Here is a 25,790-nt window from a genome sequence, read left to right as displayed (position 1 = left end):
TGCCGGTGGCAACATTCGAGATCGATCCAGTGGGGGCGGGAGCCATCGTCACCAACACGGACGTCCATGTTGAGGAACTCAGGGGCAACACTGACCTCAAGGACGCTCTGGACGATGGCATCTCGGCGGCTGATACAGCCTCCGAGGTCGTCTCGGCGTTGCAGGCGATCCGGGACAACATCGCCACCCCCGCGCAGGACAACATCCTGGGGCTGTGTGAATCACGTCTGGTGGCCGCCAGCGAGGTCATCAATGCCTACCTGGTGGCATCCGACGAGATGCGGGAACGTGGTGAGATCTCGCAGGATGCCGTGGGATCCGCCAACGACAACCTCGACTGGGACCAATACGGTTCTGTCGACCTGAACGAGCTGTGAAGAACTGAACCATGACCTATTTCCCGAACCTCTCCAAGCTCGACCAATGGCCCAGTCCGGCAACCATCCGTACGGCAGCCGACTCCGTCGGCACTGCCGGGGCGACCATCCGCGACGAAGTGGTCAACGCGAGAACGGAATGGAAGTCCATCTCGGATTACTACTCCTCGTCGGGTGGCGACGCCGTCACCCTGGCGGGGGCGTTCTCTCTGCCCAAGGACCGGGCCGAGAACCTGAAGACGGCCACGGACGAGGTCAAGTCTGCACTGAGCACCTGGGCCGATGACATCGAGGGGTTGCATACCCGCCGGACTACGGCGCGCCAGGAGGCGGCTTCCTTCCCAGGCGATCTACCGGAGGACGATCCCCTCTTCGAAACGGAGAGGTTACGGATCAATCAACTCATCAACACTACGGTCCAGGACTACAACGGCTATGTCGACGACTGCGTAGGCGCGTTGAACGGGATCGAGATCCCCATCGCCAACGAGTATGGGACGGCCTACGGCGCCGGTGCCACCACAACCGGGTACTTCAAAGACCTCGGCGGAACGATCTACTACGAGTACGAACCGCCCCGGATGCCGACCTTCAGCCGGCGGGAGTTCCTGCGCGGCATCCCAAACTTGGCCCAGGGGCTGGACCCGGACGGAAGGCCCGTCAAGGTGGAACTTCCGGAGCCCGACCTCAACCGCCCCATCACGGTCAGCGGAAACGGCCTCGATGCCGACGGAAACCGGCTGACCCAGCCACGTGGCGTACGGATCGGCGGAGGCGCGCTGGCCATCCTGGGAGCCGGCTTCACGTTTGCCAGCGAACGGGAGGCCGCCGAGGAACGGGTCATTCAGGAGAACCCCGACATCTCCGATGAGGAATTGGAGAGCAGGGTCGGTCAGGAGACACTGGTTCGCGGCGGCTCTTCCATCGCCACCGGTGCGGTGACAGGCCTGGCGATCGGTGCCGCCGTCGGCTCGATCGTCCCCGTGGCCGGCACAGCCGTCGGAGCAGTCGTCGGACTCGTCGGCGGTACACTCGTGGGCATTGCCCTCGAAGCCTCAGGGGTTCAGGAAAAGATCAACGACGGGGCCATGTGGCTTTGGGACAACGCCGCCCCGGACTCCGTCAAGGAAGTGGGTGGCGAAGTCGGTGATTTCGTGGGCGATCTCGTGACCGGCAAATGGGGAGAGCTGTTCGACTGATGGCAGGGACATCGTGGCGCCATCGCCACTGGGAAGGTCTGGAGTTCGACACTCCGGGATCGTGGATAGAGGTTCCGGGACCGACGTTCCTGTTGATGCATCCTGAGCGGTCCGATCTGGCCTACCGGCCGACGTTCACGGCGCGTGTGACACATCCCCAAGGGCGCTCGCTGACGCAGATCACGTCTCTCACGGCTGCCTTCAATTCCTCGGCACTGGGCGGGAGCCACTGGATTGATGCCGCTCCCAGCCGCCTCCACTCGCCCCAGGGCCTCGTGCCGGGCCGCCGTTTGGTCTTCGTCCATGAGTCCCCTGCCGGGGACCTGTTGACCTATAGCTGGACCTATCTCCTCGACGAGGGGCGTCTCCTGGAGATGAATGCGCACTGCACGGTATTCCAAAGCGTCGACCTGCAACCCCTCATGCTCCACCTGGGGGATACGGTCCGATGGGAGGAGACCCGATGACGTCAGAGGGCTCGCACGCCTTTGCCCGTAAGCTCGAGGGCTTCCCGGGCCGTGAACCGCGGCTCGACGAGCAGGCCTCGGCGGCGCATGGTCTGCCATTGGAAACGTTGGCGAAGGTACGGAAAAGCCAATCGTGGCACCATCTCGGTGAATGGCTGTCACGCCACGAGGTGCAGGAGATCTCGTCCGGCCGGGTGGAGGTGGACGATGACCTCGCAGCCCGGTTGGGGATCGACGGGCTGCCGTCCGGCGACCGTCAGCGGACCGTTGCCGCACTCCAATCCCGTCACCTCCACCGGGTGGACCTCTTGGCCCCTTCCGGGAATGCGTCTCTGGACATCGTCCTGAACCAGGACGGATTCGCCGGGTGGGCGGACCCCGGGCAAGCTGATCTTGCGGCGGCGGACGGTGAGGGCAGCTCCCGTCTACTGCAGGGTGAACGGAAGTTCATTTCTGGACCCTGGTCGGTTCTTCCCCGCCTGGTCTCATCCTGGGCAGGACTTGCACCCGCTTGGGCAGGATGGCCGCCGCTGAAGATCCCGGGTTCCGTCATCGACTCCCGTCTGGACCGGTCGTCCGAGAGCGGCACCGAACAGTTCCCACCCTTGGACGACGCGGGTGAGTGGTGGCTGTTGCGGCTGTCCGGTGCCGGCCTGCAGGCCGAGCCGTGGCTGATCTCCGAACGGATCGGATGCATGGCGATCACCGGTGAGCCCGGGGACAACGACGTCACCCTGGTCCAGGTCAACGGACTGAGTGTGTTCACGTCCATCGTGTCCTATTGGGATGCTGCTTTGACGGACCTTGCCGGAGGGGTGACATGAAGGACATGGAAGAGTTCGGGCTGTTCGCGGGCGTTTTCCTGGTCGGGGGACTGCTGTTGCTGCTCCTCGGGATCAACGCCTATCGGGGCGTCTACCGGGGATGGCTGGTGCGCCCCTCGATCTTCCAGGGATATCTCGGCCCGGGGTTGCTGTACGCGGGGATCGGCGCATTGATGATCGGGAGCACCCCGCTGGCTACGCTCTGGACGGGGACCGGACCGACGTGGATGAGCGGCGTGGCCTTCGTCGTCCTGTTCTTCGGGGGAATCCTGGCCGTCATCACCGGATTCGCGTTCGCGCAGTGGGGCATGCCGGCGCGACTGCGGCCGGGCTGGGTCCGGGAGATCGAGGGGTTGCCGACCACGCCCGGAGGTCCCGAACCGGTGGCCTCCGAACTGGCCCCAGCGTGGTCGACGGTGACTGCGGGCCGTGCAGACGTGGCCGTCTACTCTCCGCCCCTCGGCCTGATCCCCGCCCGTACCATGGCGGCAGTGGAATGGTCGTTGGTGGGCAAGGCCCGGACCCGGCAGCGGGACGAGACGGAGCTGGGCCGGCTCCGTTCCTGGGGTTTGTTGGATGACCAGGAGCATCCGACTCGTGCGGCCAGTCTGCTGATGTCCCGCAAGGCCAGGAAGGATGCCGCCACCTATCGCCTCGAGGCGGATCCACCGGGAACCAGGCATGTGGTGGCCACTCCGCTCAACGGCGTCACCGTGCTGGAGTTCCGCCAGGACTGGGATGGGCGGGGCCTGAATGTGGATCAGGCCCAGGGATCCTGGGATGTGGTCTCCCTGACCGATCCCGAGCAGGTCTCCGAGCTGGTCCACGGATGGATCGTCTCCGCCCCCTGACTCCTACACTGGAGGGCATGGCCACTCCCACCTCCAGGACTCGCGTCTACCTCGATCACGCCGCCACCACGGCACTCCGCCCGGTGGCGCTGGGGGCATTCACGGCCAGCGCCCGGACGCTCGGGAACCAGTCCTCGCTGCACCAGTCCGGCCGCGGGGCCAAACTCCGGGTCGAGACGGCGCGGGATGCGCTCGCGGCCACCCTGGGCGCCCACCCCAGCGAGGTCATCTTCACCTCCGGAGGCACCGAGTCGGACAACCTGGCGCTCAAGGGACTGTACTGGGCGCGCCGGGACCGCGCCCGCGCGTCGGGAGCACCCGAGTGTCATCGCATCGTGCTCACGGGACTGGAGCACCATGCTGTCCTGGACGCGGCCACCTGGCTGGAGACCCATGAGGGGGCCCGGCTGGACTTCGTCCCGGTCCACGCGGACGGACGGGTAGACCTCGACGCCTGGCGGGCCGCACTGGCCCGGGACCCCGAGACCATCGCCGTGGCCACGCTGATGTGGGCCAACAATGAGATCGGCACCGTCCAGCCGATCGCCGAGGTAGCCGCCCTGGCGGCGGAGCACGGGGTGCCGTTCCACACCGACGCCGTCCAGGCCTTCGGTGCCGTGCCCCTCGATTTCCAGGCCTCCGGCGCCACCACGATGGCGGTGACCGGTCACAAGATCGGCGCGCCGGTCGGCGTCGGAGCCCTGCTGGTGCGGCGGGATGCCGCGCTCACGCCGGTGCTCCACGGCGGTGGCCAGGAGCGTGACATCCGCTCGGGGACCATCCCGGCCGCCCTCATCGAGGCCTTCGCCGCTGCCGCCACCGAGGCCCACGCCCACCTGCCTGCCGAGCGGGAACGCGTCGGTGGCCTGCGGGACCAACTGATCGACGGGATCCGTGAACTGGTACCCGATGCACGGCTGACGGGCGCGGAAGACCTCGACCCCCTCACCGGGGAGAGGCTGACCGCAGGCACTCGCCGTTTGCCGGGCAACGTCCACTTCGTCTTCCCGGGGTGCGAGGGTGACTCCATCCTGTTCGGCCTGGACATGGTCGGCGTGGAGGCCTCCACCGGTTCGGCCTGTTCAGCCGGGGTGCCCCGCCCCTCGCACGTGCTGATCGCGCTGGGCATCGAGGAGGAGCTGGCCCGGTGCGTGCAGCGATTCAGCCTCGGGCATACTTCGGAGCCGGTCGACGTTGAGCAGGTGTTGTCCGTGTTGCCGGATATCCACGCCTCGGCCCTGCGCGCCGGCTTGGCCGGGCACGACTCCAGTATCAAGACCGCGAACAGCCAGCGCTGACGGGAAACGCAGTAGAAACCGCAGTACACCGAAGGGAAACCACGAACATGAAGGTCCTCGCCGCCATGAGCGGGGGAGTCGACTCCGCCGTTGCCGCCGCCCGCGCTGTGGATGCCGGCCACGAGGTGGTCGGGGTGCACCTCGCCCTGTCCCGCATGCCCGGAACCCTGCGTACCGGCTCCCGAGGCTGCTGCACCATCGAGGACTCCAGCGACGCCTGGCGCGCCTGCGAGAAGCTCGGCATCCCCTTCTACACATGGGACTTCTCCGAGCGGTTCAAGGAGGACGTGGTGGATGACTTCGTGGCCGAGTACGCCGCGGGCCGCACCCCGAACCCGTGCATGCGCTGCAATGAGCGGATCAAGTTCGCCGCACTGTTGGAGAAGGCACTCGCCCTCGGCTTCGACGCCGTGTGCACCGGTCACTACGCGACCGTCCTCCGCAATGAGGCCGGCAGTCTCGAACTGCACCGCGCGGCCGACTGGGCCAAGGACCAGTCCTACGTCCTCGGAGTGCTCACCGCCGAACAGCTCGAGCACTCCATGTTCCCGCTGGCCGAGACCCCGTCCAAGGACCTGGTCCGGGCGGAGGCGGCCGAGCGCGGCCTGTCCGTGGCCGCCAAGCCGGACTCCCATGACATCTGCTTCATCCCGGACGGGGACACCCGCGGATGGCTGAACGAGCGCATCGAGATGACCGAGGGGGACATCCTGGACACGGAGGGCAACCGCCTCGGCTCCCATCCCGGCGCGCAGGCCTTCACCGTGGGCCAGCGCAAGGGGCTGAGCATCGGACGTCCCGCCCCGGACGGCCGGCCCCGCTTCGTCCTCGAGGTCCGTCCCAAGGACAACACGGTCGTTGTCGGGTCCAAGGAGATGCTCGCCGTGGACCGGGTCACGGGCATCCGCCCCTCGTGGGCCGGGGCGCCATTGGCCGAGGAGGCCACCGGTGAGTGGTTCGACTGTCACCTGCAGGTCCGGGCGCACGGGGATCCGGTGCCCGCCCGCGCCCGGGTGGAGCGCTCGGTCCGTGCGGATGCCGCGCCTCAGACCCACGACGACGCCACCTGGGTCATCGAGCTCTTCGAACCCCTCGCGGGGGTCGCGCCTGGCCAGACGGCCGTGCTCTACCAGGGCACGCGCGTGCTGGGCCAGTCCACGATCGACGCCGCCTTCAATGCCGCCCGGGTGGCCTGACCGGATCTACTCACCGGTACGGTGCATGCGACTCGCCGGTAACTTGAGTTCGGAATTCGCCGGATCGCGGCGTACAGTCTGATGTGATCCTGGTCATAGTGACTGGGATCACCTTCACTCGCACCCGCATTCGCACCCGGGTCGGTGGTGCCTTCCTCGGTGTCCACCGGCCCTGAGGAGGACACCGTCATGGCCACTATCCGTCGCCGCCTGAGCGCGGCCATCGCCCTGGGCGGGATCGCCGCCCTGGCCCTCACCGCCTGCACCGGACCCGCCCCGAGCGGCGAGGGCAGCGAGGCCGGTTCCGGCGAGGGCGGCGCCAGCAGCGCGCCAATCGTCTACGGCACCACGGACAAGGTCACCAGCATCGACCCGGCCGGTTCCTACGACAACGGCTCGTTCATGCTGATGAACCAAGTCTACCCACTGCTGCTGAACTCCGCCCCGGGGTCCGCCGACGTCGAGCCGGACCTTGCCGAGAGCGCTGAGTTCACCTCCCCGAACGAGTACACGGTGACGCTGCCGGAGGGCCTGACCTGGGCGAACGGGAACACCCTGGACTCCGCCGACGTCAAGCACACCTTCGATCGTCAGCTGGAGATCGCCGATCCCAATGGGCCGTCCTCCCTGCTGGGCAACCTGGAGTCCGTCGAGGCCCCGGACCCGACCACCGTGGTCTTCACCCTCAAGGAAGGCGATGACCAGACCTTTCCGCAGGTCCTGTCCTCGCCCGTCGGTCCGATCGTGGATGACGAGACCTTCCCCGCGGACAAGTTGCTCCCGGACGAGGACATCGTGGCGGCAGAGGCCTTCCACGGCCAGTACTCGATCGATTCCTATGAGAAGAACCAGCTCGTGAACCTGGTGCCGTTCGACGGCTACCAGGGCCTGCTGGGGGCGCCGAAGAACTCGCAGGCCTCCATCAAGTACTACGCCGACTCGAACAACCTGAAGCTGGACATCCAGCAGGGCAACATCGACGTGGCCGCCCGCGCCCTGACGCCGACTGACGTCGAGGACCTGTCCGGGGACGACAACGTGGTGGTGCACGAGGGGCCCGGCGGCGAGCTGCGGTACATGGTCTTCAACTTCAACATCATGCCCTTCGGCGCAGAGACCGAGGAGGCGGATGAGGAGAAGTCGTTGGCCGTCCGTCAGGCGATGGCCGATCTGCTGGACCGGGAGGCCCTGTCCGAGCAGGTCTACAAGGGCACCTACACCCCGGCCTACGGCTTTATCCCGAAGGAATTCGAAGGCGCCACCGAGCCCCTCAAGGAGAAGTACGGAGATGGTGAGGGAGGTCCGGACCAGGACCGCGCCGCCGAGCGGCTGGAGGCGGCCGGCGTCGAGACCCCGGTCGCCCTGAACCTGCAGTACAACCCGGACCACTACGGCCCGTCCTCCGGTGAGGAGTACGCCCTGGTGAAGCAGCACCTCGAGGCCAACGACCTCTTCACGGTGAACCTGCAGTCCACCGAATGGGTGACCTACCAGCAGGACCGCATCGACTCCTACCCCGTCTACCAGCTGGGCTGGTACCCGGACTACTCGGATGCGGACAATTACCTGTCCCCGTTCTTCGCGATCGAGAACTTCCTCTCCAACGGCTATGTCAATGAGGAGGTCGACCAGCTGATCGCCGAGCAGCGGGTCACCCCGGACGCGGACGAGCGCAACGAGAAGCTCGGACAGATCCAGGACATCGTCGGTGAGGAACTGTCCACGCTGCCGCTGCTGCAGGGTGCCCAGGTGGCCGTGTCCGGTCCTGACGTGACCGGCGTGGAGGACACCCTGGACGCCTCCTTCAAGTTCCGTCTGGGAGCCGTGTCCAAGGAGGGCTAATCCACCGTGACCGTAACCGCTGACCTGCCGGGAACCCCGGCCGGCGACGAACCGGTGGTGCTGCCAGGAGATGAGGGAATCGCCCCGTCCGCCCCGACCCGGAAAAGGGGTCTGGGCGGACTGGGCCGCTACATCCTGATCCGTTTCCTGCTCATCATCCCCACTGTGTTCATCCTCGTGACCATGGTGTTCTTCCTGATGCGGGTGACCGGCGACCCGATCACCGCGGCCATGGGCGGGCGTCTGACGCCGGCCCAGTTGGCCGAGCGGATCGCCGCCGCCGGCTACGACCGGCCGCTGCCGGTCCAGTACGTCGAGTACCTCGGCCAGTTGCTCACCGGCAACTTCGGCACCACGCTCTCGGACAACCGCCCCGTCACCGAGGTGCTGGCCACCTACGGCGCGGCCACCCTCGAGCTCGTGTTCTTCGCCGTGATCGTCGCACTCGTGGTCGGCATCCCCTTGGGAATGGTCGCAGCGAAATTCCGCGACCGCTGGCCGGATGCGTTCCTGCGCATCGCGGCGATCCTGTTCTACGCCACCCCGGTGTTCTTCGCCGGTCTGCTGCTCAAGCTCGTCTTCAGCGTGTGGCTGGACTGGCTTCCCACCAACGGGCGGCTGACCATCAGCAACCAGCTGGCGCTGGACGGCCTGCAGGCGCCCACGGGCATCTACTTCCTGGACGCCCTGCGTTCCGGGAACATGGCCGCCCTCGCTGACGTGCTCGAACACGCCGCCCTGCCGGCCCTGGCCCTGGGGCTGCTGACCGGCGGTGTGTTCCTGCGCCTGGTCCGCACCAACATGATCGGCACCCTCGGACGCGAGTTCGTGGAGGCCGGCCGGTCCCGCGGCGTCAGCGAGTACCGGCTGACCACCCGCCACGCGTTCCGTCCGGCACTGATCCCCATCATCACCGTGATGGGGATGCAGATCGCCATGATGATGGGTGGGGCCGTGCTGACCGAGACCACCTTTGAATGGAAGGGACTGGGCTTCCAGTTGGCCGAATACCTGGCTGCGCGTGACTTCGTGGCCGTGCAGGGGATCGTGGTCATGCTGGCCGTGATCGTCGCCGTGACGAACTTCCTGGTGGACATCGTGGCCGCCCTCATCGACCCGAGGGTGAGGTACTGACATGTCCCTGGCCACCACGGTCCGCAAACTTCCGGTCGTCTCCCACCTGGGCCAGTCGGCCGGACTCCAGCGCGGCATGCTCATCGCCGGGCTCGTCCTCACGCTGATCTTCCTGCTCACCGCGGCGCTCGCCCCGGTGCTCGCCCCCTACGGCTACGCACAGATGTCACATCCCGACGGCGGTGCCTTCCCCACCCAGGGCGCCCCCTCGGCGGAACACCCCTGGGGCACCACGGTCGGCGGCTTCGACGTGCTCTCCCGCACCCTGTGGGGTGCGCAGACCGCCGTGGCCGTGATCGTCGTCGCGGTGGTGATGTCCCTGATCCTCGGTGTGCTGCTGGGTCTGGTCTCCGGTTACCTCGGCGGCTGGGTGGACCGCGTGCTCGTGGTCATCGCCGATGCGATCTACGCGTTCCCGTCCCTGCTGTTGGCGATCGTCATGTCGATCGTCATCAGCCAGGGCCAGTCGAGCCTGTGGGGCGGCATCATGGCGGCGGCCCTGTCCATCACCGTGGTGTTCATCCCGCAGTACTTCCGCGTGATCCGCGCCGAGACGATCCGCCTCAAGGCCGAGCCCTTCGTGGAATCGGCCCAGGTGGTCGGCAGCTCGCCGTGGCGCATCATGACCCGGCACATCCTGCGCAACGCCACCCGGTCCCTGCCGCTGATCTTCACCCTGAACGCCTCAGAGGCCATCCTCACCCTCGCCGGGCTGGGCTTCCTGGGCTTCGGCATCCAGCCCACGGCCGCCGCCGAGTGGGGCTACGACCTCAACCGGGCGTTGTCCGACGTCACCAGCGGCATCTGGTGGACCGGCCTGTTCCCCGGCATGGCGATCGTGCTCACGGTCCTCGGGCTGACCCTGGTGGGCGAATCGATGAACGACCTGAACGATCCGCGCCTGCGCACCCGATCACGGTCCCGCAGCAGGCGCGCGACCGCCGCTGCTGGCTCCATCGCCCCCGTCACCGCTGCCGCCCCCATCGGCACCACCCCGACCGGCACCGTCCGGACCGACCCGGAGGTCTCCCCGTGACCGAACAGATCGACAGCGCACACCGCCCCGGACCGGCCGCGCCCGTCCTGGAGGTCCGGGACCTCTCGGTGACCTTCGCGACCGACGGCGGCGACGTGCGAGCCGTGCGGGCGGCCGACTTCTCCGTCGCGCCGGGGGAGGTGGTCGCCGTCGTGGGCGAGTCCGGTTCCGGCAAGACCGTCACCGCCAAGACGGTGCTGGGGCTTCTCCCCGAGACCGCGTTGGCCACCGGCGCCGTGGTGGTGTCCGGCCAGAACGTCCTCTCGATCCCCGGTGCCGAGCTGCGCCGGCTGCGCGGCAGCGCTGCGGCGATGATCTTCCAGGAGCCCTCCACCGCCCTGAACCCGGTCTACACGGTGGGCTGGCAGATCATGGAGGGCCTGCGGGCCCATCGTCGGGCGAACACAGCGTCCGGTCACAAGGCCACCCTCGGCAAGAAGGAGGCCCGGCGCCGCGCCATCGAGGCCCTGCGCGCGGTCGGCATCCCCGACCCCGAGCACCGCGTGGACTACTACCCGCACCAGTTCTCCGGCGGCCAGAAGCAGCGCGTGGTCATCGCCGCGGCCCTGGCCCTGGAACCCGGGCTCATCGTGGCCGACGAACCCACAACCGCCCTGGACGTCACCGTCCAAGCCGAGATCCTGGACCTGCTGCGGGAGCTCCGGGACTCCCGCGGCGTGTCCATCATGCTGATCACCCACAACATGGGGGTGGTGGCGGATCTCGCCGACCGCGTGGTGGTGATGTACCGCGGTGAGATCGTGGAGAAGGCCCCTGTGGCCCAGCTGTTCGCGGAGCCGCGAGAGGACTACACCCGGGCCCTGCTGGACGCCGTGCCCCACCTCGGGCGGAACTCCGCCTCCGCCGGGGACACCGAGCGACGCCACCGCGAGGCCACCCCCGTGGTCACCGCCAGGGGCCTCGAGATCGAATTCGCCGGACGGATGGGTCAGCAGCCGTTCCACGCCGTCAAAGGGGTGGACTTCGACATCCACGCCGGCGAGGTCTACGGGCTCGTGGGCGAGTCCGGTTCCGGCAAGACCACGATCGGCCGCGCCATCGCCGGGCTCACCCGCGCCACGGGAGGCTCACTGACGGTCTTCGGGCATCAGATGGTGGGGTTCAGGGAGAAGACGTTCAAGCCGCTCCGCCGGGACATCGGGTTCGTGTTCCAAGACCCGGCCGCCTCCTTCAACCCGCACCTGACGATCGGCGAGTGCGTGGCCGAGCCCCTCCTCGTCCACCCCGGTGCGCGCGGCCGCAGCGGTGGCGGCGCCAGCTCGGATACCGACCGCACGGTCGCCGAACTGCTGGACGCGGTCCAACTGCCGTCCGACTACGCCCGGCGCTATCCGCACGAGCTCTCCGGAGGCCAGCGGCAGCGGGCCTCGCTGGCGCGCGCGCTGGCCCTGGACCCCACGCTGCTGGTGGCGGACGAGCCGACGTCGGCCCTGGACGTCTCCGTGCAGGCAAAGGTGCTCGACCTGTTCCGTGAGGTCCAGCAGCGCTTCGGCTTCGCGTGCCTGTTCATCAGCCACGACCTGGCCGTGGTGGACCACCTCGCCAGCTGGGTGGGCGTCCTCTACCGGGGGGACCTGGTGGAGGAGGGCATCGGCTCCCAGGTGATGGGCAGCCCCCGGCACGACTACACCCGCCGGCTGGTGGCCTCCCTGCCCGTGCCGGACCCGGAGGAACAGTCACGTCGCCGGAATGAGCGCCGCACGACCGTAGGCTAGGGGGATGATTGATGACCCGGCCGCCGAGACCGGCCAGAACCCGGCCTCCGGATACGACCCGCACGCCTCATCGCTCCAGGGCGAGGCCGATCCGGCGGTGCTGGAGGAGCTGTACGCGATCCGTGGCAGCATCGACAATTTCGATGCCACGCTGGTCTACCTGCTGGCTGAACGCTTCAAGTGCACCCAGCGGGTCGGCCGGCTCAAGGCTGAACACTCCTTGCCGCCCTCGGACCCGGGCCGTGAGGCAGCGCAGATCAAACGCCTGCGCACCCTGGCCGAGGACGCCGAGCTGGACCCGGCGTTCGCCGAGAAGTTCCTGAACTTCATCGTCTCCGAGGTCATCCAGCACCACCGCGCCATCGCCGCAGACCGCTCCTGATGCCCTCCGTTCGCGCCACCCTGCTCGGGGCCTGGCCGGGGATGGATCCGGTGTCCGCGTCCCGTGACCTGCTCAACGCCCTGGGCGCCCCGCACCTGCCGGTGCTGCCCGAGCTGCCCGCCCGGGGTCCCGGTTCCGATGCGATTGGCCGCTCCGCCGGGCTCCTCGAGGAACTGGCCGTCGACCTGCAACCCCACGGCTGGAGGCTCGTCCCCGAGCCCGGGATGGACCACCGCCGGGCGGTCTCGGCCCTGACCACGGACCGCCACGCCCTGACGGACGTCGCCGGGGAGTCAGGTATCGACGTGGAGGACCTGCTCGTCCGGGTCACCGGTCCGCTGACGCTGGCCGCCGAGCTCTGGTTGCCCGCAGGTGAGCGGTCCCTCTCGGACCACGGGGCCCGCCGGGACGTGGCCCAGTCGCTGGCCGCCGGCCTCGCCGCACACGTCCGGGCGGTCCGGTCCCAGACGGGCGCCGTACGGGTGACCGTGGTGCTGGACGAGCCCCGCGCCGCCGCCGTGCTCTCCGGTGCGCTGCCCACCGCCAGCGGCTACCGCACCGTCCGCTCCCTGCCCCGCTCCGAGGTCCGGGAGGCCTGGACCCTGGTAGCCCAGGCCGTGCTCGACGCCGGCGCCACCGGGATCGTCCTGGCCCCCGGCCGAGCGGGCGCCGGGGAGGAGTGGACCTGGACGGACCTGGCACTGCTGGCCTCGGAAGCACTGCCGCCTTCTGAACAGACACCGGAGGAGGAGCAGGGGACGGCCGCGCTGGCTCTTCCCCTGGTTCCCCTGGAGGGCCCGGGGTCGGACAGTTCGCGTTGGGACATCGTCGCGGGCTGGACCGAGGCGGGCCGGGACATCGTGTTCCGCCTCCCGGCCGCGGAGACAGCACGGGCGTCACCGGCGTCACAGCCGGCGAAGGCCATGAAGCCAGCCGAGCCGACCGACAACAGTGTGCACCCGTACCGGGGCACCGGAGTCATGATCGCCCGGACCTGGGAGCGGATCGGACTGGATCCGGACCTGCTCGGGCGGCTGGTCCTGGCCGCACCGGACCAGTCCGCGTCCTCCCATCTCAAGGCCAATCGGGCCTTGGCCTCCGCAGTGGCCACGGCGGAGGAACTCGACCGGATCCGCCAGGACGGCGGCCTGGGCTAGGACTGCAAGCCCACGCCCAACCCCTGAGGCTCTTCACTTTCAGTCGAGTTGGTGTGGGTGTTGGGCCGAATGGCCCGCCCCAAGTCGACTGAAAACGTCAGAGGTGTCAGAGGCGGCCGGCTGCCTTAAGCCGCAGGTAGGTGTCCGCCAGGGCCGGCGGCAGGCGGTGGGGTGCCTCGTCGACCACCTCGACGCCGTGCATCTCCAGCTCGCGCGCGGCGGCCCGCCGTTCCAGCCCCGCGCGTTCGGCGGCTGCTGCACGGAACGTGGTCTCGGCGTCGTTCCGCGTGCGGGCCATCTCCGCCAGCTGGGGATCGGCCACCGAGGCGACCACCACCTGGTGCCGCGAGGTGAGGGCCGGCAGCACGGGGAGCAGCCCCTCCTCCAGGGACGCGGAATCCAGGTCGGTCAGGAGCACCACGAGGGAGCGCTGACGCGAGACCTTGGCGACCTCCACCGGGATGTGGGACCAGTCCGCGGCCAGCAGGGTCGGCTGGACGGGGGCCAGCGCCGTGACCATCCGGTGCAGCAGGTTGCCCTTCTCCGTGGAGGAGACCCGGGACCGGACGCGGCGGTCGAAGGCCAACAACTCCACGCGGTCGCCGCCGGCGGACGCCAGGGCTGCCAGCAGCAGGGAGGCCTCGATCCCGGTGTCCAGCTTCGGCTCGTCGTCCACCCGGGCCGCGGCCGTGCGGGAGGTGTCCAGCACGATCACCACGCGGCGGTCCCGTTCGGGGCGCCAGGTCCGCACCACCACGTCCTGGCGCCGGGCGGTGGCGCGCCAGTCGATGGAGCGGACATCGTCCCCGCGAACGTAGTCACGCAGGGAGTCGAACTCGGTGCCGCCGCCCCGGGTCTGCACGGCCGAACGCCCGTCCATCTCGCGCAGTCGGGCCAGGCGGGAGGGCAGGTGGCGGCGCGAGCGGAACGGCGGCAGGATGCTGATCTGTCCGGGGACCGGATGCGTGACCTGCCGGGCCGCGAGACCCAACGGTCCCCAGGAGCGCACGGTGACCGTGGCGGTGCGCAGCGTGCCCCGGCGGCGCGGCATCAGGGTGGTGACCGTCCGGCGTCGTTCACCCGCGGGTACGTCCAGCGCCACCGCCGCATCCGGGCGATCGGAGGGGGAGGCCTGACCCGCCGAGGGCTGCCAGGCGTCGCGGAGCGAGCCGCGCAGCCGGCGCCGGCCCCGGTTGGACACCAGCACCGCATTGGCCACCGGCTCATCGAGACGGCTGGAGGCGGGCAACTCGCGCTCGAGCACCAGAGAACGGGGGGAGGCCGCCAGCTCGAGGTCGACGCCGGCTACCAAGACCAGTGCCAGCAGGCACCAGCCGATCGTGTCCAGTCCGGGGCGAAGCACCACCGGCAGCAGGCACACCAGTGCCACCACGAGGAAACGTCCGGAGAAGACCATCAGCGCACCACCCTCAGCCCGCCGCCAGCCTCAGCGGCACGTCCAGCGTTTCCAGTACTTCCGGCATCACCGGTTCCACCAGCATCACTGCAGAAACGTTCCGTCACGGGGTTCAGCGCGGGACCGGCACGGTGGCGAGCAGGCCGGAGAGCACCTGATCCGTGCTGACTCCGTCCAGCTCTGCCTCCGGGCGCAGCGACACCCGGTGCCGCAGGCAGGGCAGGGCCATCGCCTGGACATCGTCCGGGGTGGTGTAGTCCCGGCCGTTGAGCCAGGCCCACGCCTTGGCGGTCTGCAGCAGGGCGGTGGATCCACGGGGGGAGACGCCGAGCTGGAATGAGGGTGAGACCCGCGTCGCGCGGGCCAGGTCTGTGATGTAGCCGAGCACCTCGGGCCCGGACTGAACGTTCCCGACGGCGGCCCGTGCCGCCTGGATCGTGGCAGCATCGGCCACGGCGCTGACCCCTGCGGAGGCCAGGTCCGAGGCGGAGAACCCCTCGGCATGGCGGCGCAGGATCTCCACCTCGTCCGCCCTCTCAGGCAGCTCGAGGGTGACCTTGAGCAGAAAGCGGTCCAGCTGGGCCTCGGGCAGGGGATAGGTGCCCTCGTACTCGACCGGGTTCTGGGTGGCGGCCACCATGAAGGGGTCCGGCAGCGGCCGGGAGACGCCGTCCACGGAGACCTGGCCCTCGGCCATGGCCTCGAGCAGGGCGGCCTGCGTCTTGGGCGGCGTCCGGTTGATCTCGTCGGCCAGCAACAGATGAGTGAACACCGGTCCCTCGCGGAACTCGAATTCTCCGGTCTTGGAGTCGTACACCAGCGAACCGGTGACATCACCGGGCATGAGGTCGGGGGTGAACTGGACGCGATGGGTGCCGAGGTCCAGGGCGGCGGACAGCGTCCGCACCAGCAGCGTCTTGGCGACGCCGGGCACGCCCTCCAGGAGCACGTGGCCCTTGCACAGCAGCCCGATCAGCAGTCCGGTGACCGCCGGCTGCTGCCCGACGACGGCGCGCGCCACCTCCTCGCGGACGCGGCCGAAGGCGTGGCGCAGCTCGTCGTCGGTCCGGTCGGTTGGCGGGGTGGCCGCAGGTGCCGGAGGGTGCTCGGGGTACGGGGTGGTCATGGTGTCCTTCCGTCGGAGTCTGATGCCGGCTCTGCTGCGGCGTGGTCGGTGGTGAGGCCCGCTCGCACGGTGTCCTCGAGGTCCAGGAGGGCCCGCCCTGCCGCGACGAGGTCCCGGGCCGTGGTCACGTGGCTGACATCGAGGACGGCGGCCACCTGAATGGGGTCCCGGCCGGTGGTGCGGGCCGCCGCGCCCACCACGGCTTCGACGGAGGCACCGTGGCCGAGGCGGAGCACCCGGGACAGTCGGAGGAGCGTGGCCGAGCGCAGCGCATGCGCCGCGGAACCATGCTGGCCGGAGCGTTCGTACAACCGGGCCCGGCCCACAGCGGTCTCCGAGGCCGGAACGATCACGGGCAGCGGCTCCACGGCAAGGGGCCCGTGCCGGCGCCCGCGCCACAGCATGAGCACCGCGAGGCAGAGGATGAGCCAGATTCCCGCTGGGCGGACCCAGTCAGGCAGCAGCTGGTCCATGGTCGGCGGGCCCGGCTCGATCGCCACGTCCGTTAGTCCGGGCAGATACCAGACCACGTCCGAGGACTGACCCAGCGACCACAGGGCGAGCACGGGATGGCCTTCGGCGTCGGCCGACTCATTGGCGAACACGCCGACCTGACCGATCACCACGGTGCCGTCGGCCGTCTCCAGGACTGCGTGGGCCGGGTCCGTGGTGGAACCGGAGTCCGTTCCGGGGACGGGGAAGCAGGCCTGCGCGCCGGCGCTGCGGTAGGAGCGGCCCGATGCCTCGATCGACTGTGCCTCCCGGCCCATCGGCAGGCCGCAGCCCTCCCCGGAGGCCAAGGGGTCGCCGTCGGGCACCTGACCGGCCTGTGAGACCGCGGGGGCGAGGGCACTGAGAGCCTGGAAGCCCGGCTCGACGAGCACCCGCCGCTCGGGGGCGATCTCCTCGGCGAGCCGGTCCAGGCCGGTCTCGGGAAGGTGGTCGGCGGCATCGTGGAACAGCACCGGGGCCTGGGGATGCTCGTCCGCCAGGGCCAGCGCCTCTTCGAGGGACTCGGCGGGGTGCACCGTGATGCCCTGTGCCTGAAGGACGCGGACCACGGCCTGGCCGCCGTTCGGCGCGGGCGAAGACGGTGAGAGCTGGCGCGTGTCCGGGTTCTGGCGCAGCATCGAGGGCAGGGCCACGAGTAGCAGCAGGGCGGCCAGGGCGAACCAGATCCAGGCCTTCCGCAGCCACCGGGACAGGGCCTGGCCGGTGCCCGGAACGGCGGGGCCCGGAGGGGTGGAGGTCTGCGAGCCGGAGCCGTGGGAGGGGGAGGTGGTCCGGTCGGGACGCTGGGTTTCGGCGGCCGGCGTGGCACTCGTCGTCATCGTGGAGCCACCACCCTCGCGGCCGTTCCGGCACGATGCGGAGACCCGGGGGGCGTGGTGTCCAGCGGCATAGCGGCCAGTCGGGCGTCGAGGTCACGGACATCCGTGGCCCGGGCGGCCGTCGTCGGGCGATCGCCGTAGACCACGGCATTGAAGGCATCCGCAGCCGCATCCAGGGACTGGTGTTCCGGGGGGAAGGCTGTTCCGAGGCCATGGGCGGCCTCGGTGGCCGTGCGTCCGGGGCGCGGGTCCAGAGCGGTGCGTTCCTCGGCGTGCCGCACCAGGGCGCGGAACCAGGAGACGAGCGCCGCCCCGTGGTCGCCGGCCGCGAAGGCCGCCTCAGCCACCCGGCGGTGCTGCTCCGGCGTGACCGTCGGGTCAGAGAGCACGGCGGCGGTGCGCCGGGAACGAGCGGCGGCGTTCGCGCGGGGGCGCAGCAGCACCAGGACGACGACGGCCACGGCCACCAGGATGAGCGGCAGGACCCAGCCGGGCAGGGAGGGAGCGGCACCGCCGAGGGTGCCGAGCCATTCCAGGGCGGCGGACAGGACCCCTCCCAGCCATTCCAGGAGGGGATTCGGCTCGGCCTGGGCGTACTCGGGCCGAGCCAGCTCCTCCTGGATCAGGCGTTGAGCCTCGTCCCGGTCCGGTTCCCAGCCGTCAGGGGCCACCGCCGCGGTCATCAACGTCATCTCAGGCCAGCGCCGCGAGGATCAGTGTCCGGCCGGGCCGGACGTGCCCGCGGGAGTGGATGGACCAGAGGGATGGCGGCCGGGGACCAGCTGGTCGGTTCCGGTCGCCGCCTGCACGTCCCGCACGGTGCTGAAGCGCTCATCGTCGCCCGCCCCGGCCGCCTCGGCGGCCGCGGCCAGGTCCAGGTCGAAGCTCTCGTGCCGGATCCGGTAGTCGATGTACAGCAGGGCGATCAGGCAGGAGCTGTAGACGAGGGCGAGCGCGTTGACCAGGGACGAGACGGCCACACTGAGGAGGGTCCACCATCGCGTGGAGTCCATCATCTCCTCCATCGAGGTCGTCGGATCCAAGGGGGCGAACACGCCGCCGATCATGGACAACGGCGTGGTGATGATCGAGGCGATGATGCCGACGATGACGGCCACGAGCAGGATGATGCCCAGGGTCCGCCACCAGTGGCCGCGGGTCAGGGACCAGGAGCGGCCCATGGCCTTGAACGGACCCTTGAGCTCCACGGCGGAGGCAGCCGCGGCGAGCACCAGCTTGATGTAGAGCCAGGCGGAGATGACGACCGACGCGACGGTCAGGACGAACAGCAGGATGCCCATCAGGGCGGCCATGCCGCCGTCCTCGCTGACCGCCGCGATGACGAGCCCCACGAAGACACCGATGAACAGGGCGAAGACGATGGCCCCGGCGACCAGGTAGACGAGCGCGAGGCCCATGAGCGACCAGATCTGACGGCCGGTCAGCTTCCAGGCCTGACCCAATGAGGTCTTGAGTCCCGCGGCCGAGCGGAGGACCACCACGGCCAGGACACCATTGGCGATGACCCCGGCCAGCGCCGCGAGCAGGGCCCCCAGGAAGAGCAGGGCGATCGATCCGAACAACTGGCCGAAGACCGGGTTGGTGAGGGGGTCACCGAGGAACGGGTCCTGGCCGCCCTCCTCCATGAGGATGATGCTGTAGGTGGCGTCGAAGAGCACGTTGGTGGCGAAGACGGACACGACGATCTCGATCAGGGCCACGATCAGCGCGGTTCCCAGGACGGCCGCCGCATTGCGGCGGATGGCGGCGAAGGAGCCGCTGAGCAGGTCGCCGAGCGCGAGGGGCGTCAGCGGAATGATGCCCGGCCGCCGTGACGGCGTCCCGTACCCGGGCTGCTGGCCGTAGGGGTTCTGCTGGCTCGCGGGCTGGCCATAGGCACCGTAGGGGGACTGGCTGACCGCCGGACCGTAGGGTGACTGTCCCCAGGGCTGGTGCACCGGCGGGGCCGGCTGCCGGCTCGGGTCCTGAGGCTGCTGGCCCGGCTGCTGGACTGGTTGCTGGTCCGGGTTTTGGCCCGGGACCTCGTTCTCGTTCATTGGAGGGTCCCCCTGATGGTCTTGCGGTCGCGGCCCGTCGGCGGGTGGATCCACCGATGTCAGTGCGGCGCGCCCACCTGCAGGGCTGACTATATCGGCCGCATCCCTCCTTGTCGGATAAGGTGGAACGGATGGCCGTTCGGTCCGGTCTGCACGGGGCCACCGGGCGGCGGCGTCGGCGGGCGGGACCCACCGGCGGGAACTTCAGTCAGGGGAGGACGAATCCGGTGAAGGCCAGAATTCTCGTAGTCGATGATGACGAGGCACTGTCGGAGATGATCGGCATCGTGCTGCGCAACGACGGCTTCGAACCGACGTTCTGTGCGGACGGATCCCAAGCCCTGGAGATGTTCCGTTCCACGCGGCCCGATCTGGTGCTGCTGGACCTGATGCTGCCCGGCATGGATGGAATCGAGGTCTGCCAGGTCATCCGGGCCGAGTCGGACACTCCGATCGTGATGCTGACCGCCAAGTCGGACACCTCGGACGTGGTGCGTGGTCTGGAGGCCGGCGCCGATGACTACGTGCCCAAGCCCTTCAAACCCGCCGAGCTGGTGGCCCGCGTCCGCGCCCGGCTGCGCGAGGGGGAGACCCGCGCCCCGGAGACCCTGAAGATCGCCGATCTCACGATTGACGTGGCCGGCCATCAGGTCACCCGCGGCGACGGCGCCATCCAGCTCACGCCCCTGGAGTTCGATCTCCTCGTGGCCCTGGCCCGCAAGCCGTGGCAGGTCTTCACCCGGGAGATGCTGCTCGAGGAGGTCTGGGGCTATCGCCACCAGGCGGACACCCGGCTGGTGAACGTGCACGTCCAGCGACTGCGTTCCAAGGTGGAGAAGGACCCGGAGAACCCGGAGGTCGTCCTGACCGTCCGCGGCGTCGGCTACAAGGCCGGTCAGAGCTGAGTTGACCACGGGCACCGTCACCGCCCCCGAGCAGGCGGACACCGTCGGCTCAGACTCGGGTGCGGGGGCCGGGATCCGTGCAGTGATCGGCCGGTGGCTGATGGGCCTGCGACGCCGCTGGACCGCGTCGCTGCAGCTGCGCACCGTGGCGATCACCGCCGTGTTGACCCTCGTGGCGGCCGGTGTGCTGGCCCTCTTCCTGAGCCAGCAGATCACTTCCGGCCTGTTCCAGTCCCGGTTCGACCAGGTCGAGGCCGAATCGAACCGCGGTCTGAACCAGGCCCGGTCCATCTTCGACAACGCCGTCACCAACGACTCCGAGTCGACCGACCTGCTGGTCACCAACACGCTGAACCAGCTGGCCGGGGACACCGGCGCCACCGTGGTGAGGGACATGCTCCTGGTCCCGTTGGAGGAGGCCCAGAACCTCTTCGTGGGGCCCAAGTCCAGTTCCGGGCTGTCCACGGAGGTCATCCCTGAGGAGCTGTCCCAGGCGGTCCAAGAGGACAACGGCACCTATTGGCAGTCCATCAGTCTTCCGGCCGAGGACGGCGGGACGAGCCCCGGCCTGGCCTTCGGCACCCAGGTGACCCTGCCGCCGGGCAACATCTATGCGCTCTACATGGTGTACGACCTCACTAGCGTGCAGGACACCCTGGACTACCTCATGCGGGTCCTCGTGGTCGCCGGGGCCATGCTGGTGATGATGAACTCCCTCATCGCCGTCTATGTCACCCGGTCCGTGGTCCGCCCGGTGGGCCAGGCGGCCTCCGCCGCGGAGTCCCTGTCCTCCGGGGACCTGACTGTGCGCATGCCCGTCCACGGCGAGGACGAGATGGCCCGGCTCGGCTCGTCCTTCAACCGGATGGCGGACAACATCCAGGACCAGATCACCCAGTTGGCGGAACTCTCACAGATGCAGCAGCGTTTCGTCTCGGACGTCTCGCACGAGCTGCGGACGCCCCTGACCACGGTGCGCATGGCGGCGGAGGTGCTCTATGACTCCCGGGAGGAGTTCGACGCCATCAACCGCCGCTCCACCGAGTTGCTCTACCACCAGGTCGAACGATTCCAGGCCTTGCTCGCCGACCTGCTGGAGATCACCCGTTTCGATGCCGGAGCCGCCACGATGGCCCCGGAGGAGACGGACATCCTGCACCTGGCGACCGACGTGGTCCTCACGGCCCAGCCGCTGGCCCACAAGGCCAACACGGCCGTCTTCGTCGTCCCGATGGACATGGAGGTGACGGCAGACGTCGATCCCCGCCGCATCGAGCGCATCATCCGCAACCTCGTCAACAACGCGATCGAGCACGGCGAGGGCCGTCCCGTCGACGTGATCGTCGGGGCCGGGGAGGACACAGTGGCTGTGGTGGTCCGTGACCATGGGATCGGCATGTCCGAGGAACAGGCCTCCCGCGTCTTCGACCGGTTCTGGCGGGCGGATCCCGCACGGGCCCGCACTACCGGCGGCTCCGGGCTGGGCCTGTCCATCGCCACGGAGGACACCCGGCTGCACAATGGGCGCCTGGACGCCTGGGGTGCCCCGGGGGACGGTTCGGCCTTCCGCCTGACCATCCCGCGTCGCAGCGGCGGCACGGTCGGGGACAGCGTGCCGCTGGAACTGCCGCCCATCTACACCGAGTCCCAACGCCGGCTGCCGTTGGAGTTGGAGAACCCGGAACCAGCGCAGCTCAACGGCGAGGCGCTGCCGGACCGGATCCATGAGCAGTCGTTGTACCAGCCTCGCCCGGATACCACGCAGCCGGAGGTCGAATCCTGATGACGGATCCCCAGCACACCGTGGACCGAGGTCGTCCGGCCCGCACCCGAGGCCCGATGGCCGCGCTCTGTGCCGCACTCGTGGCCGGCCTGCTCTTGCTGAGTGGCTGTGCCCACCTGCCCCAGAGCGGCCCGGTCGGCACCTCGGACCCCTTGCCGGGTGCCGAGAACCAGGTGAACTACTCCTTCACCCCCGCTGGCCCGGCGGAGGATGCCAGCCCGGAGGACGTCATCCGTGGCTTCCTCACCGCGGGGACCGGCACCCAGGACGACTACGCCACTGCCCGTGAGTTCCTCACGGAGGAGGCCGCCGAGGCCTGGAACCCCGAGGCCCGGACTCTGGTCTACAACGAGACACCCACCGTGGTCCCGTCGGCCCAGGACAACCAGTACGAGGTCCAGATCGAGGTCGACTCGGTGGTGGATGAGCGCGGCATCATGAACCGGATGCCGGCCAACACCTCTGAGGCCGTGGGCTTCGCCCTGGCGCAGGAGGACGGCCAGTGGAGGATCGCGGAGGCGCCGGGCGGCACGATGCTGGAATCCGCCCAGTTCCGTGCCCTCTTCGCCTCACATGAGCTGTACTTCTACGACCAGTCCTATTCCTATGCCGTTCCGGATCTGCGGTGGTTCCTCAACCGGTCCGGTTCGGCGGCGGACATCGTGGGTGCCCTGCTGGACGGGCCCGCCCCGTACCTGGACGGCGCCGTGCGGACGGCCTTCCAAGCCGGTTCGGAGCTGTCGCGTCCCTCCGTTCCGGTCGACGCGGGCTCGGCCATGGTCGACCTCACCCAACAGACAGTCGAGAGCGCCGATCCGTTGATGCGGCAGCGGATGCAGCAACAGCTCGAGCTGACACTGGACGGCCTGAACAACGTCTCCAGTGTGGAGATGTCCGTGGATCTGAACCCGCTCGACCTGGGGTCGGTGGCGGACAACTTCGAACCGGCCCAGATCAACCCCGGGGTGGGCTCCACCCAGGTTGCCGTCGCCAACGGAGAACTCGTCTATTTCGAAGGCGACGCCACGGTACCGGTGGGTGGCCTGCAACTGGACATCGATGGCGGGCCGGTGGACCCGGCCATGAGCCTGGACGGCACCCGTTTCGCGTTCCTGAACAGCGACAGGACGCAGATGGTCTCCGCCGGTACGGACGGATCCCAGGAACTCGAGCTGGAGGGAGAGAACCTGACGCGGCCGAGCTTCGACTCGTCCGGTTGGACCTGGACCGTGGACCACGCCAACGGCACCCGCATCATGGCCCTGCAGACCTCTGGCCAGGACGAGGCGCCCCTGGAGATCAGCGCGGAATGGCTCGGCGACCGCACCGTCCAGGCTCTGCGCATCTCCCGCGATGGCACGCGGGCGGCGATCGTGGCCGGGGAGGGGGATTCGTCCCACCTGTACCTCTCCGGCGTCATCCGCGATTCGGAGGGCGTACCCCGGGGACTCGGCTCGCCGGTCCGGATGGAGCCCACGGTGCCCGTCAGCGACGTCAACTGGGTCTCCGACCAGAAGCTGCTGGTGGCCGCCACCAGCAGCACGTCCTCGGTGGAGGCACAGCTCGTCGGACTCGACGGCTCGCTCGACACGCTGCGGCCGCTGCTGGGCATGACCGGTTTCTCCACCGGTCCCGGTGACAATCCGATCTATGCGGAGACGGCTGAGGCGGTGCACACCCTGGCCGGGTCCACGTGGCGGTCCCAGGCCGGCGCCATGGCCCACGACATGGCCTTCCCCGGCTGACTCGGGCCTACCCGGGCGTGTCATGCACAGCGGACCCCGACTGGTGTCCCGGGCATCGGTCCCGAGGAGCAGGCTGGGATCATGAGGATCCCTTCTGGATGTGCCGTTGGACTGGACCGGCTGGTCCATGCCCCGGCGGCGCGTGCACTGGGCCGGTCGGGACGCGAGCTGGCGGGACTGCTGATGCCCAGCCTCTGTGTCCTCTGCGGACGGCAGGACGGGACGGTGTGTCCGGAGTGCGCCCCCGGACTGGTGGCCGAACTGCTTCACCCCTTCCGGGCGGAACAGGACGCGGCCGCCCTGCCGCTCTACCCCCTCTGGCCTGCCCGGACCCCACCTTGGCCGCCGCCGGCCAGGTCACCCGACGGCGTGGTCCTGCCCGCGGCCTCGTCCGGTGACGAAGACCCACCGCCGCCCCGGGGCGGTCCGGAACCGTCCCTGCACCCGGTGCCCGTGGTGGCGGCCGCACGCTACGGGGCGGAGGCCTCGCGGGCGCTCCTGGCTTTCAAGGACCACGGGCGGACGGCCGTGGCCGGGTACCTGCGTCCGGCCGTCCACCGGGCCCTGGCTGCCGCTCCGCGGTTGCTGGATGCACGGGGCCCGTTCACCCTGGTGCCGGTGCCGTCCAGCGCAGCCGGATTCCGCAGCCGGGGCTATGACCCGGTGGAGGAACTGCTGACCGGTGCCCTGCCACCCGGTTGGCAGGTGGCCCCCGGATGGCTGGCGCACCGGAGGAGGCCCCTCGTGGCCGCCTTCCGCCCCCGCAGCAGTCACGCGGGTGCAGGATCGCGGCAGCGGCGCCATCGCGGACGGGACCGGTTCCGGGTCACCCGGCGTTTCTCCGCGGGGGCTCACCGCGATCCCGGACGCAACGTGGTGGTGTTCGACGACGTCATGACCACGGGATCCACCCTCGCGGCCACGTGGCACGCCCTCGAACAGGTGGGAGTCCGGCCGGTGGGCGCGGTGGTGGTGGCCGCGGTGACCGCACCGGGAACGGCACCTGACGAAGGTCTTAACTCGGCGTGAAGAAAGTACTAGGGTGAAGGCAACGGACCCCTCGGGGATCGTCTTCGGCGGCTGGAAGGAGGAGTTCTTCCCGCCGCCGAGGTGCATTAAGGGGCTGGCACGGGGCCGGCCGCACGGTGCACAAACATGTTCGAATAGCCGTCAGGCTCCTAGGAGGACATCATGACCATGGACGTCAGCTACGTTGCCCGCAACGTCTCCCTTCCGGACCGGTTCCGGGACTACGCCCAGGAGAAGTTCAGCAAAATCGAGCAGCTATCCACTCGCGCTCAGGGGCTGGAGATCAAGGTCACCAAGCAGACCAACCACCGTCATTCGGACGAGAAGCTCACCGTGGAGTTGACCGTCCACGGCAAGGGCAAGGTCATTCGCGCGGAGGCCCAGGCTGACGACAAGTTCGCCGCCTTCGATCTTGCCTTCGGCAAGCTCCTGGAGCGGTTGCGGCGCCTCCGAGACCGGCAGAAGGACCGCCATCAGAAGCGGGTCTCGGTGGCGGATGCGACGGCGGCGTTGCCACTGGTCCAACCGGGGCAGTCACTGGTGGAGCAGGTCAAGGCGGACCAGGCCGCGGAGAACCACGCTGCAGAGGAGGAGAGTAGCGAGGCCCCCGTGCAGATCCGCAAGAAGGTCTTCCCCGCCAGGCCCGTCAGCGTTGACGACGCAGTCGATGCCATGGAGCTGGTGGGACACGATTTCTACCTCTTCATCGACGAGTCCACCGGCCGTCCCTCCGCTGTCTACCGCCGCAAGGGCTGGAGCTACGGCGTCATCACTCTCGACGCCGACCATCCTGACGCAGAGGTCCAGGAAGAGGACGTCCACTATCGAGCCGCAACCGTCTGAGTCCCTGGCATCACGCCATGGCCGCCGCCCGCCCGGCCCCTCGGGGCCGGGCGGT

General features: G+C 69.3%; 22 protein-coding genes. 17 read left to right on the top strand and 5 right to left on the bottom strand.

Annotated elements, in window-relative coordinates; all coding sequences use genetic code 11:
• Positions 1–5 precede the first annotated feature (5 nt).
• The 12 genes from BOSE125_RS08215 to BOSE125_RS08160 all read left to right on the top strand — a co-directional run bounded on the left by BOSE125_RS08215 (position 6) and on the right by BOSE125_RS08160 (position 13,499).
• Positions 6–377: a hypothetical protein gene (locus tag BOSE125_RS08215; protein WP_159551598.1), complete on the top strand. Its 372-nt coding sequence runs from the start codon at positions 6–8 to the stop codon at positions 375–377.
• An 11-nt stretch (positions 378–388) separates the two neighbouring features.
• A complete protein-coding gene (locus tag BOSE125_RS08210; protein WP_159551596.1) occupies positions 389–1,576 on the top strand; it encodes a hypothetical protein in 1,188 nt (395 codons plus the stop codon).
• A gap of 463 nt (positions 1,577–2,039) precedes the next feature.
• On the top strand, positions 2,040–2,867 hold the full coding sequence (locus BOSE125_RS08205) for a hypothetical protein (protein WP_159551594.1): 828 nt from the start codon (positions 2,040–2,042) through the stop codon (positions 2,865–2,867).
• A complete protein-coding gene (locus tag BOSE125_RS08200; protein WP_159551592.1) occupies positions 2,864–3,718 on the top strand; it encodes a hypothetical protein in 855 nt (284 codons plus the stop codon). The genes BOSE125_RS08205 and BOSE125_RS08200 overlap by 4 nt, the downstream gene beginning before the upstream one ends.
• Positions 3,719–3,735: 17 nt before the next feature.
• The gene (locus BOSE125_RS08195; protein ID WP_159551590.1) at positions 3,736–5,016 is read left to right on the top strand and encodes a cysteine desulfurase family protein; all 1,281 of its coding nucleotides are present in this window, start codon (positions 3,736–3,738) and stop codon (positions 5,014–5,016) included.
• A 47-nt stretch (positions 5,017–5,063) separates the two neighbouring features.
• The gene (gene mnmA, locus BOSE125_RS08190) at positions 5,064–6,212 is read left to right on the top strand and encodes a tRNA 2-thiouridine(34) synthase MnmA (protein WP_159551588.1); all 1,149 of its coding nucleotides are present in this window, start codon (positions 5,064–5,066) and stop codon (positions 6,210–6,212) included.
• Positions 6,213–6,401: 189 nt separating this feature from the next.
• The gene (locus BOSE125_RS08185; protein ID WP_159551586.1) at positions 6,402–8,054 is read left to right on the top strand and encodes an ABC transporter substrate-binding protein; all 1,653 of its coding nucleotides are present in this window, start codon (positions 6,402–6,404) and stop codon (positions 8,052–8,054) included.
• A 54-nt stretch (positions 8,055–8,108) separates the two neighbouring features.
• On the top strand, positions 8,109–9,188 hold the full coding sequence (locus BOSE125_RS08180; protein WP_159554936.1) for an ABC transporter permease: 1,080 nt from the start codon (positions 8,109–8,111) through the stop codon (positions 9,186–9,188).
• A gap of 1 nt (position 9,189) precedes the next feature.
• On the top strand, positions 9,190–10,224 hold the full coding sequence (locus BOSE125_RS08175) for an ABC transporter permease (protein WP_159551584.1): 1,035 nt from the start codon (positions 9,190–9,192) through the stop codon (positions 10,222–10,224).
• Positions 10,221–11,960, top strand: a complete 1,740-nt coding sequence (locus tag BOSE125_RS08170) for an ABC transporter ATP-binding protein (protein ID WP_159551582.1) — start codon at positions 10,221–10,223, stop codon at positions 11,958–11,960. The genes BOSE125_RS08175 and BOSE125_RS08170 overlap by 4 nt, the downstream gene beginning before the upstream one ends.
• Before the next feature lie 4 nt (positions 11,961–11,964).
• The gene (locus tag BOSE125_RS08165) at positions 11,965–12,342 is read left to right on the top strand and encodes a chorismate mutase (RefSeq protein WP_159551580.1); all 378 of its coding nucleotides are present in this window, start codon (positions 11,965–11,967) and stop codon (positions 12,340–12,342) included.
• A complete protein-coding gene (locus BOSE125_RS08160) occupies positions 12,342–13,499 on the top strand; it encodes a hypothetical protein (RefSeq protein WP_159551578.1) in 1,158 nt (385 codons plus the stop codon). Before BOSE125_RS08165 ends, BOSE125_RS08160 begins: the two co-directional genes overlap by 1 nt.
• 106 nt (positions 13,500–13,605) lie before the next feature.
• On the opposite strand, the gene BOSE125_RS08155 is transcribed toward BOSE125_RS08160, so the two are convergent.
• The 5 genes from BOSE125_RS08155 to BOSE125_RS08135 form a co-directional block, all read right to left on the bottom strand.
• On the bottom strand, positions 13,606–14,916 hold the full coding sequence (locus BOSE125_RS08155) for a DUF58 domain-containing protein (RefSeq protein ID WP_159551576.1): 1,311 nt from the start codon (positions 14,914–14,916) through the stop codon (positions 13,606–13,608).
• A 112-nt stretch (positions 14,917–15,028) separates the two neighbouring features.
• A complete protein-coding gene (locus BOSE125_RS08150) occupies positions 15,029–16,042 on the bottom strand; it encodes a MoxR family ATPase (RefSeq protein WP_159551574.1) in 1,014 nt (337 codons plus the stop codon).
• Positions 16,039–17,373, bottom strand: coding sequence for a DUF4350 domain-containing protein (locus BOSE125_RS08145; protein ID WP_159551572.1), 1,335 nt, complete (start codon positions 17,371–17,373; stop codon positions 16,039–16,041). The genes BOSE125_RS08150 and BOSE125_RS08145 overlap by 4 nt, the downstream gene beginning before the upstream one ends.
• On the bottom strand, positions 17,370–18,065 hold the full coding sequence (locus BOSE125_RS08140; RefSeq protein WP_159551570.1) for a DUF4129 domain-containing protein: 696 nt from the start codon (positions 18,063–18,065) through the stop codon (positions 17,370–17,372). The genes BOSE125_RS08145 and BOSE125_RS08140 overlap by 4 nt, the downstream gene beginning before the upstream one ends.
• A gap of 21 nt (positions 18,066–18,086) precedes the next feature.
• Positions 18,087–19,430 carry a hypothetical protein gene (locus BOSE125_RS08135; protein WP_159551568.1) on the bottom strand — a complete coding sequence of 448 codons (1,344 nt, stop codon included), beginning with the start codon at positions 19,428–19,430 and terminating at the stop codon, positions 18,087–18,089.
• Positions 19,431–19,657: 227 nt separating this feature from the next.
• Between BOSE125_RS08135 and mtrA the strand changes: the two genes are divergently transcribed.
• The 5 genes from mtrA to hpf all read left to right on the top strand — a co-directional run bounded on the left by mtrA (position 19,658) and on the right by hpf (position 25,735).
• Positions 19,658–20,335: an MtrAB system response regulator MtrA gene (gene mtrA, locus BOSE125_RS08130; protein ID WP_159551566.1), complete on the top strand. Its 678-nt coding sequence runs from the start codon at positions 19,658–19,660 to the stop codon at positions 20,333–20,335.
• A 1-nt stretch (position 20,336) separates the two neighbouring features.
• A complete protein-coding gene (mtrB, locus tag BOSE125_RS08125) occupies positions 20,337–22,118 on the top strand; it encodes an MtrAB system histidine kinase MtrB (protein WP_236557881.1) in 1,782 nt (593 codons plus the stop codon).
• Positions 22,118–23,863 carry an LpqB family beta-propeller domain-containing protein gene (locus tag BOSE125_RS08120; protein ID WP_159551564.1) on the top strand — a complete coding sequence of 582 codons (1,746 nt, stop codon included), beginning with the start codon at positions 22,118–22,120 and terminating at the stop codon, positions 23,861–23,863. Before mtrB ends, BOSE125_RS08120 begins: the two co-directional genes overlap by 1 nt.
• A gap of 81 nt (positions 23,864–23,944) precedes the next feature.
• Positions 23,945–24,892 carry a ComF family protein gene (locus BOSE125_RS08115; RefSeq protein WP_159551562.1) on the top strand — a complete coding sequence of 316 codons (948 nt, stop codon included), beginning with the start codon at positions 23,945–23,947 and terminating at the stop codon, positions 24,890–24,892.
• A gap of 162 nt (positions 24,893–25,054) precedes the next feature.
• Entirely contained in the window at positions 25,055–25,735 is a 681-nt protein-coding gene (gene hpf, locus BOSE125_RS08110; RefSeq protein ID WP_159551560.1) for a ribosome hibernation-promoting factor, HPF/YfiA family, read from the top strand.
• The last annotated feature ends 55 nt before the right edge of the window (positions 25,736–25,790 follow it).

The sequence above is a fragment of the Citricoccus sp. K5 genome (genome assembly GCF_902506195.1).
Taxonomy (GTDB): Bacteria; Actinomycetota; Actinomycetes; order Actinomycetales; family Micrococcaceae; genus Citricoccus.
Note: the sequence above shows the minus strand (reverse complement) of the source record. Positions and strands in the feature narration are given on the sequence as shown.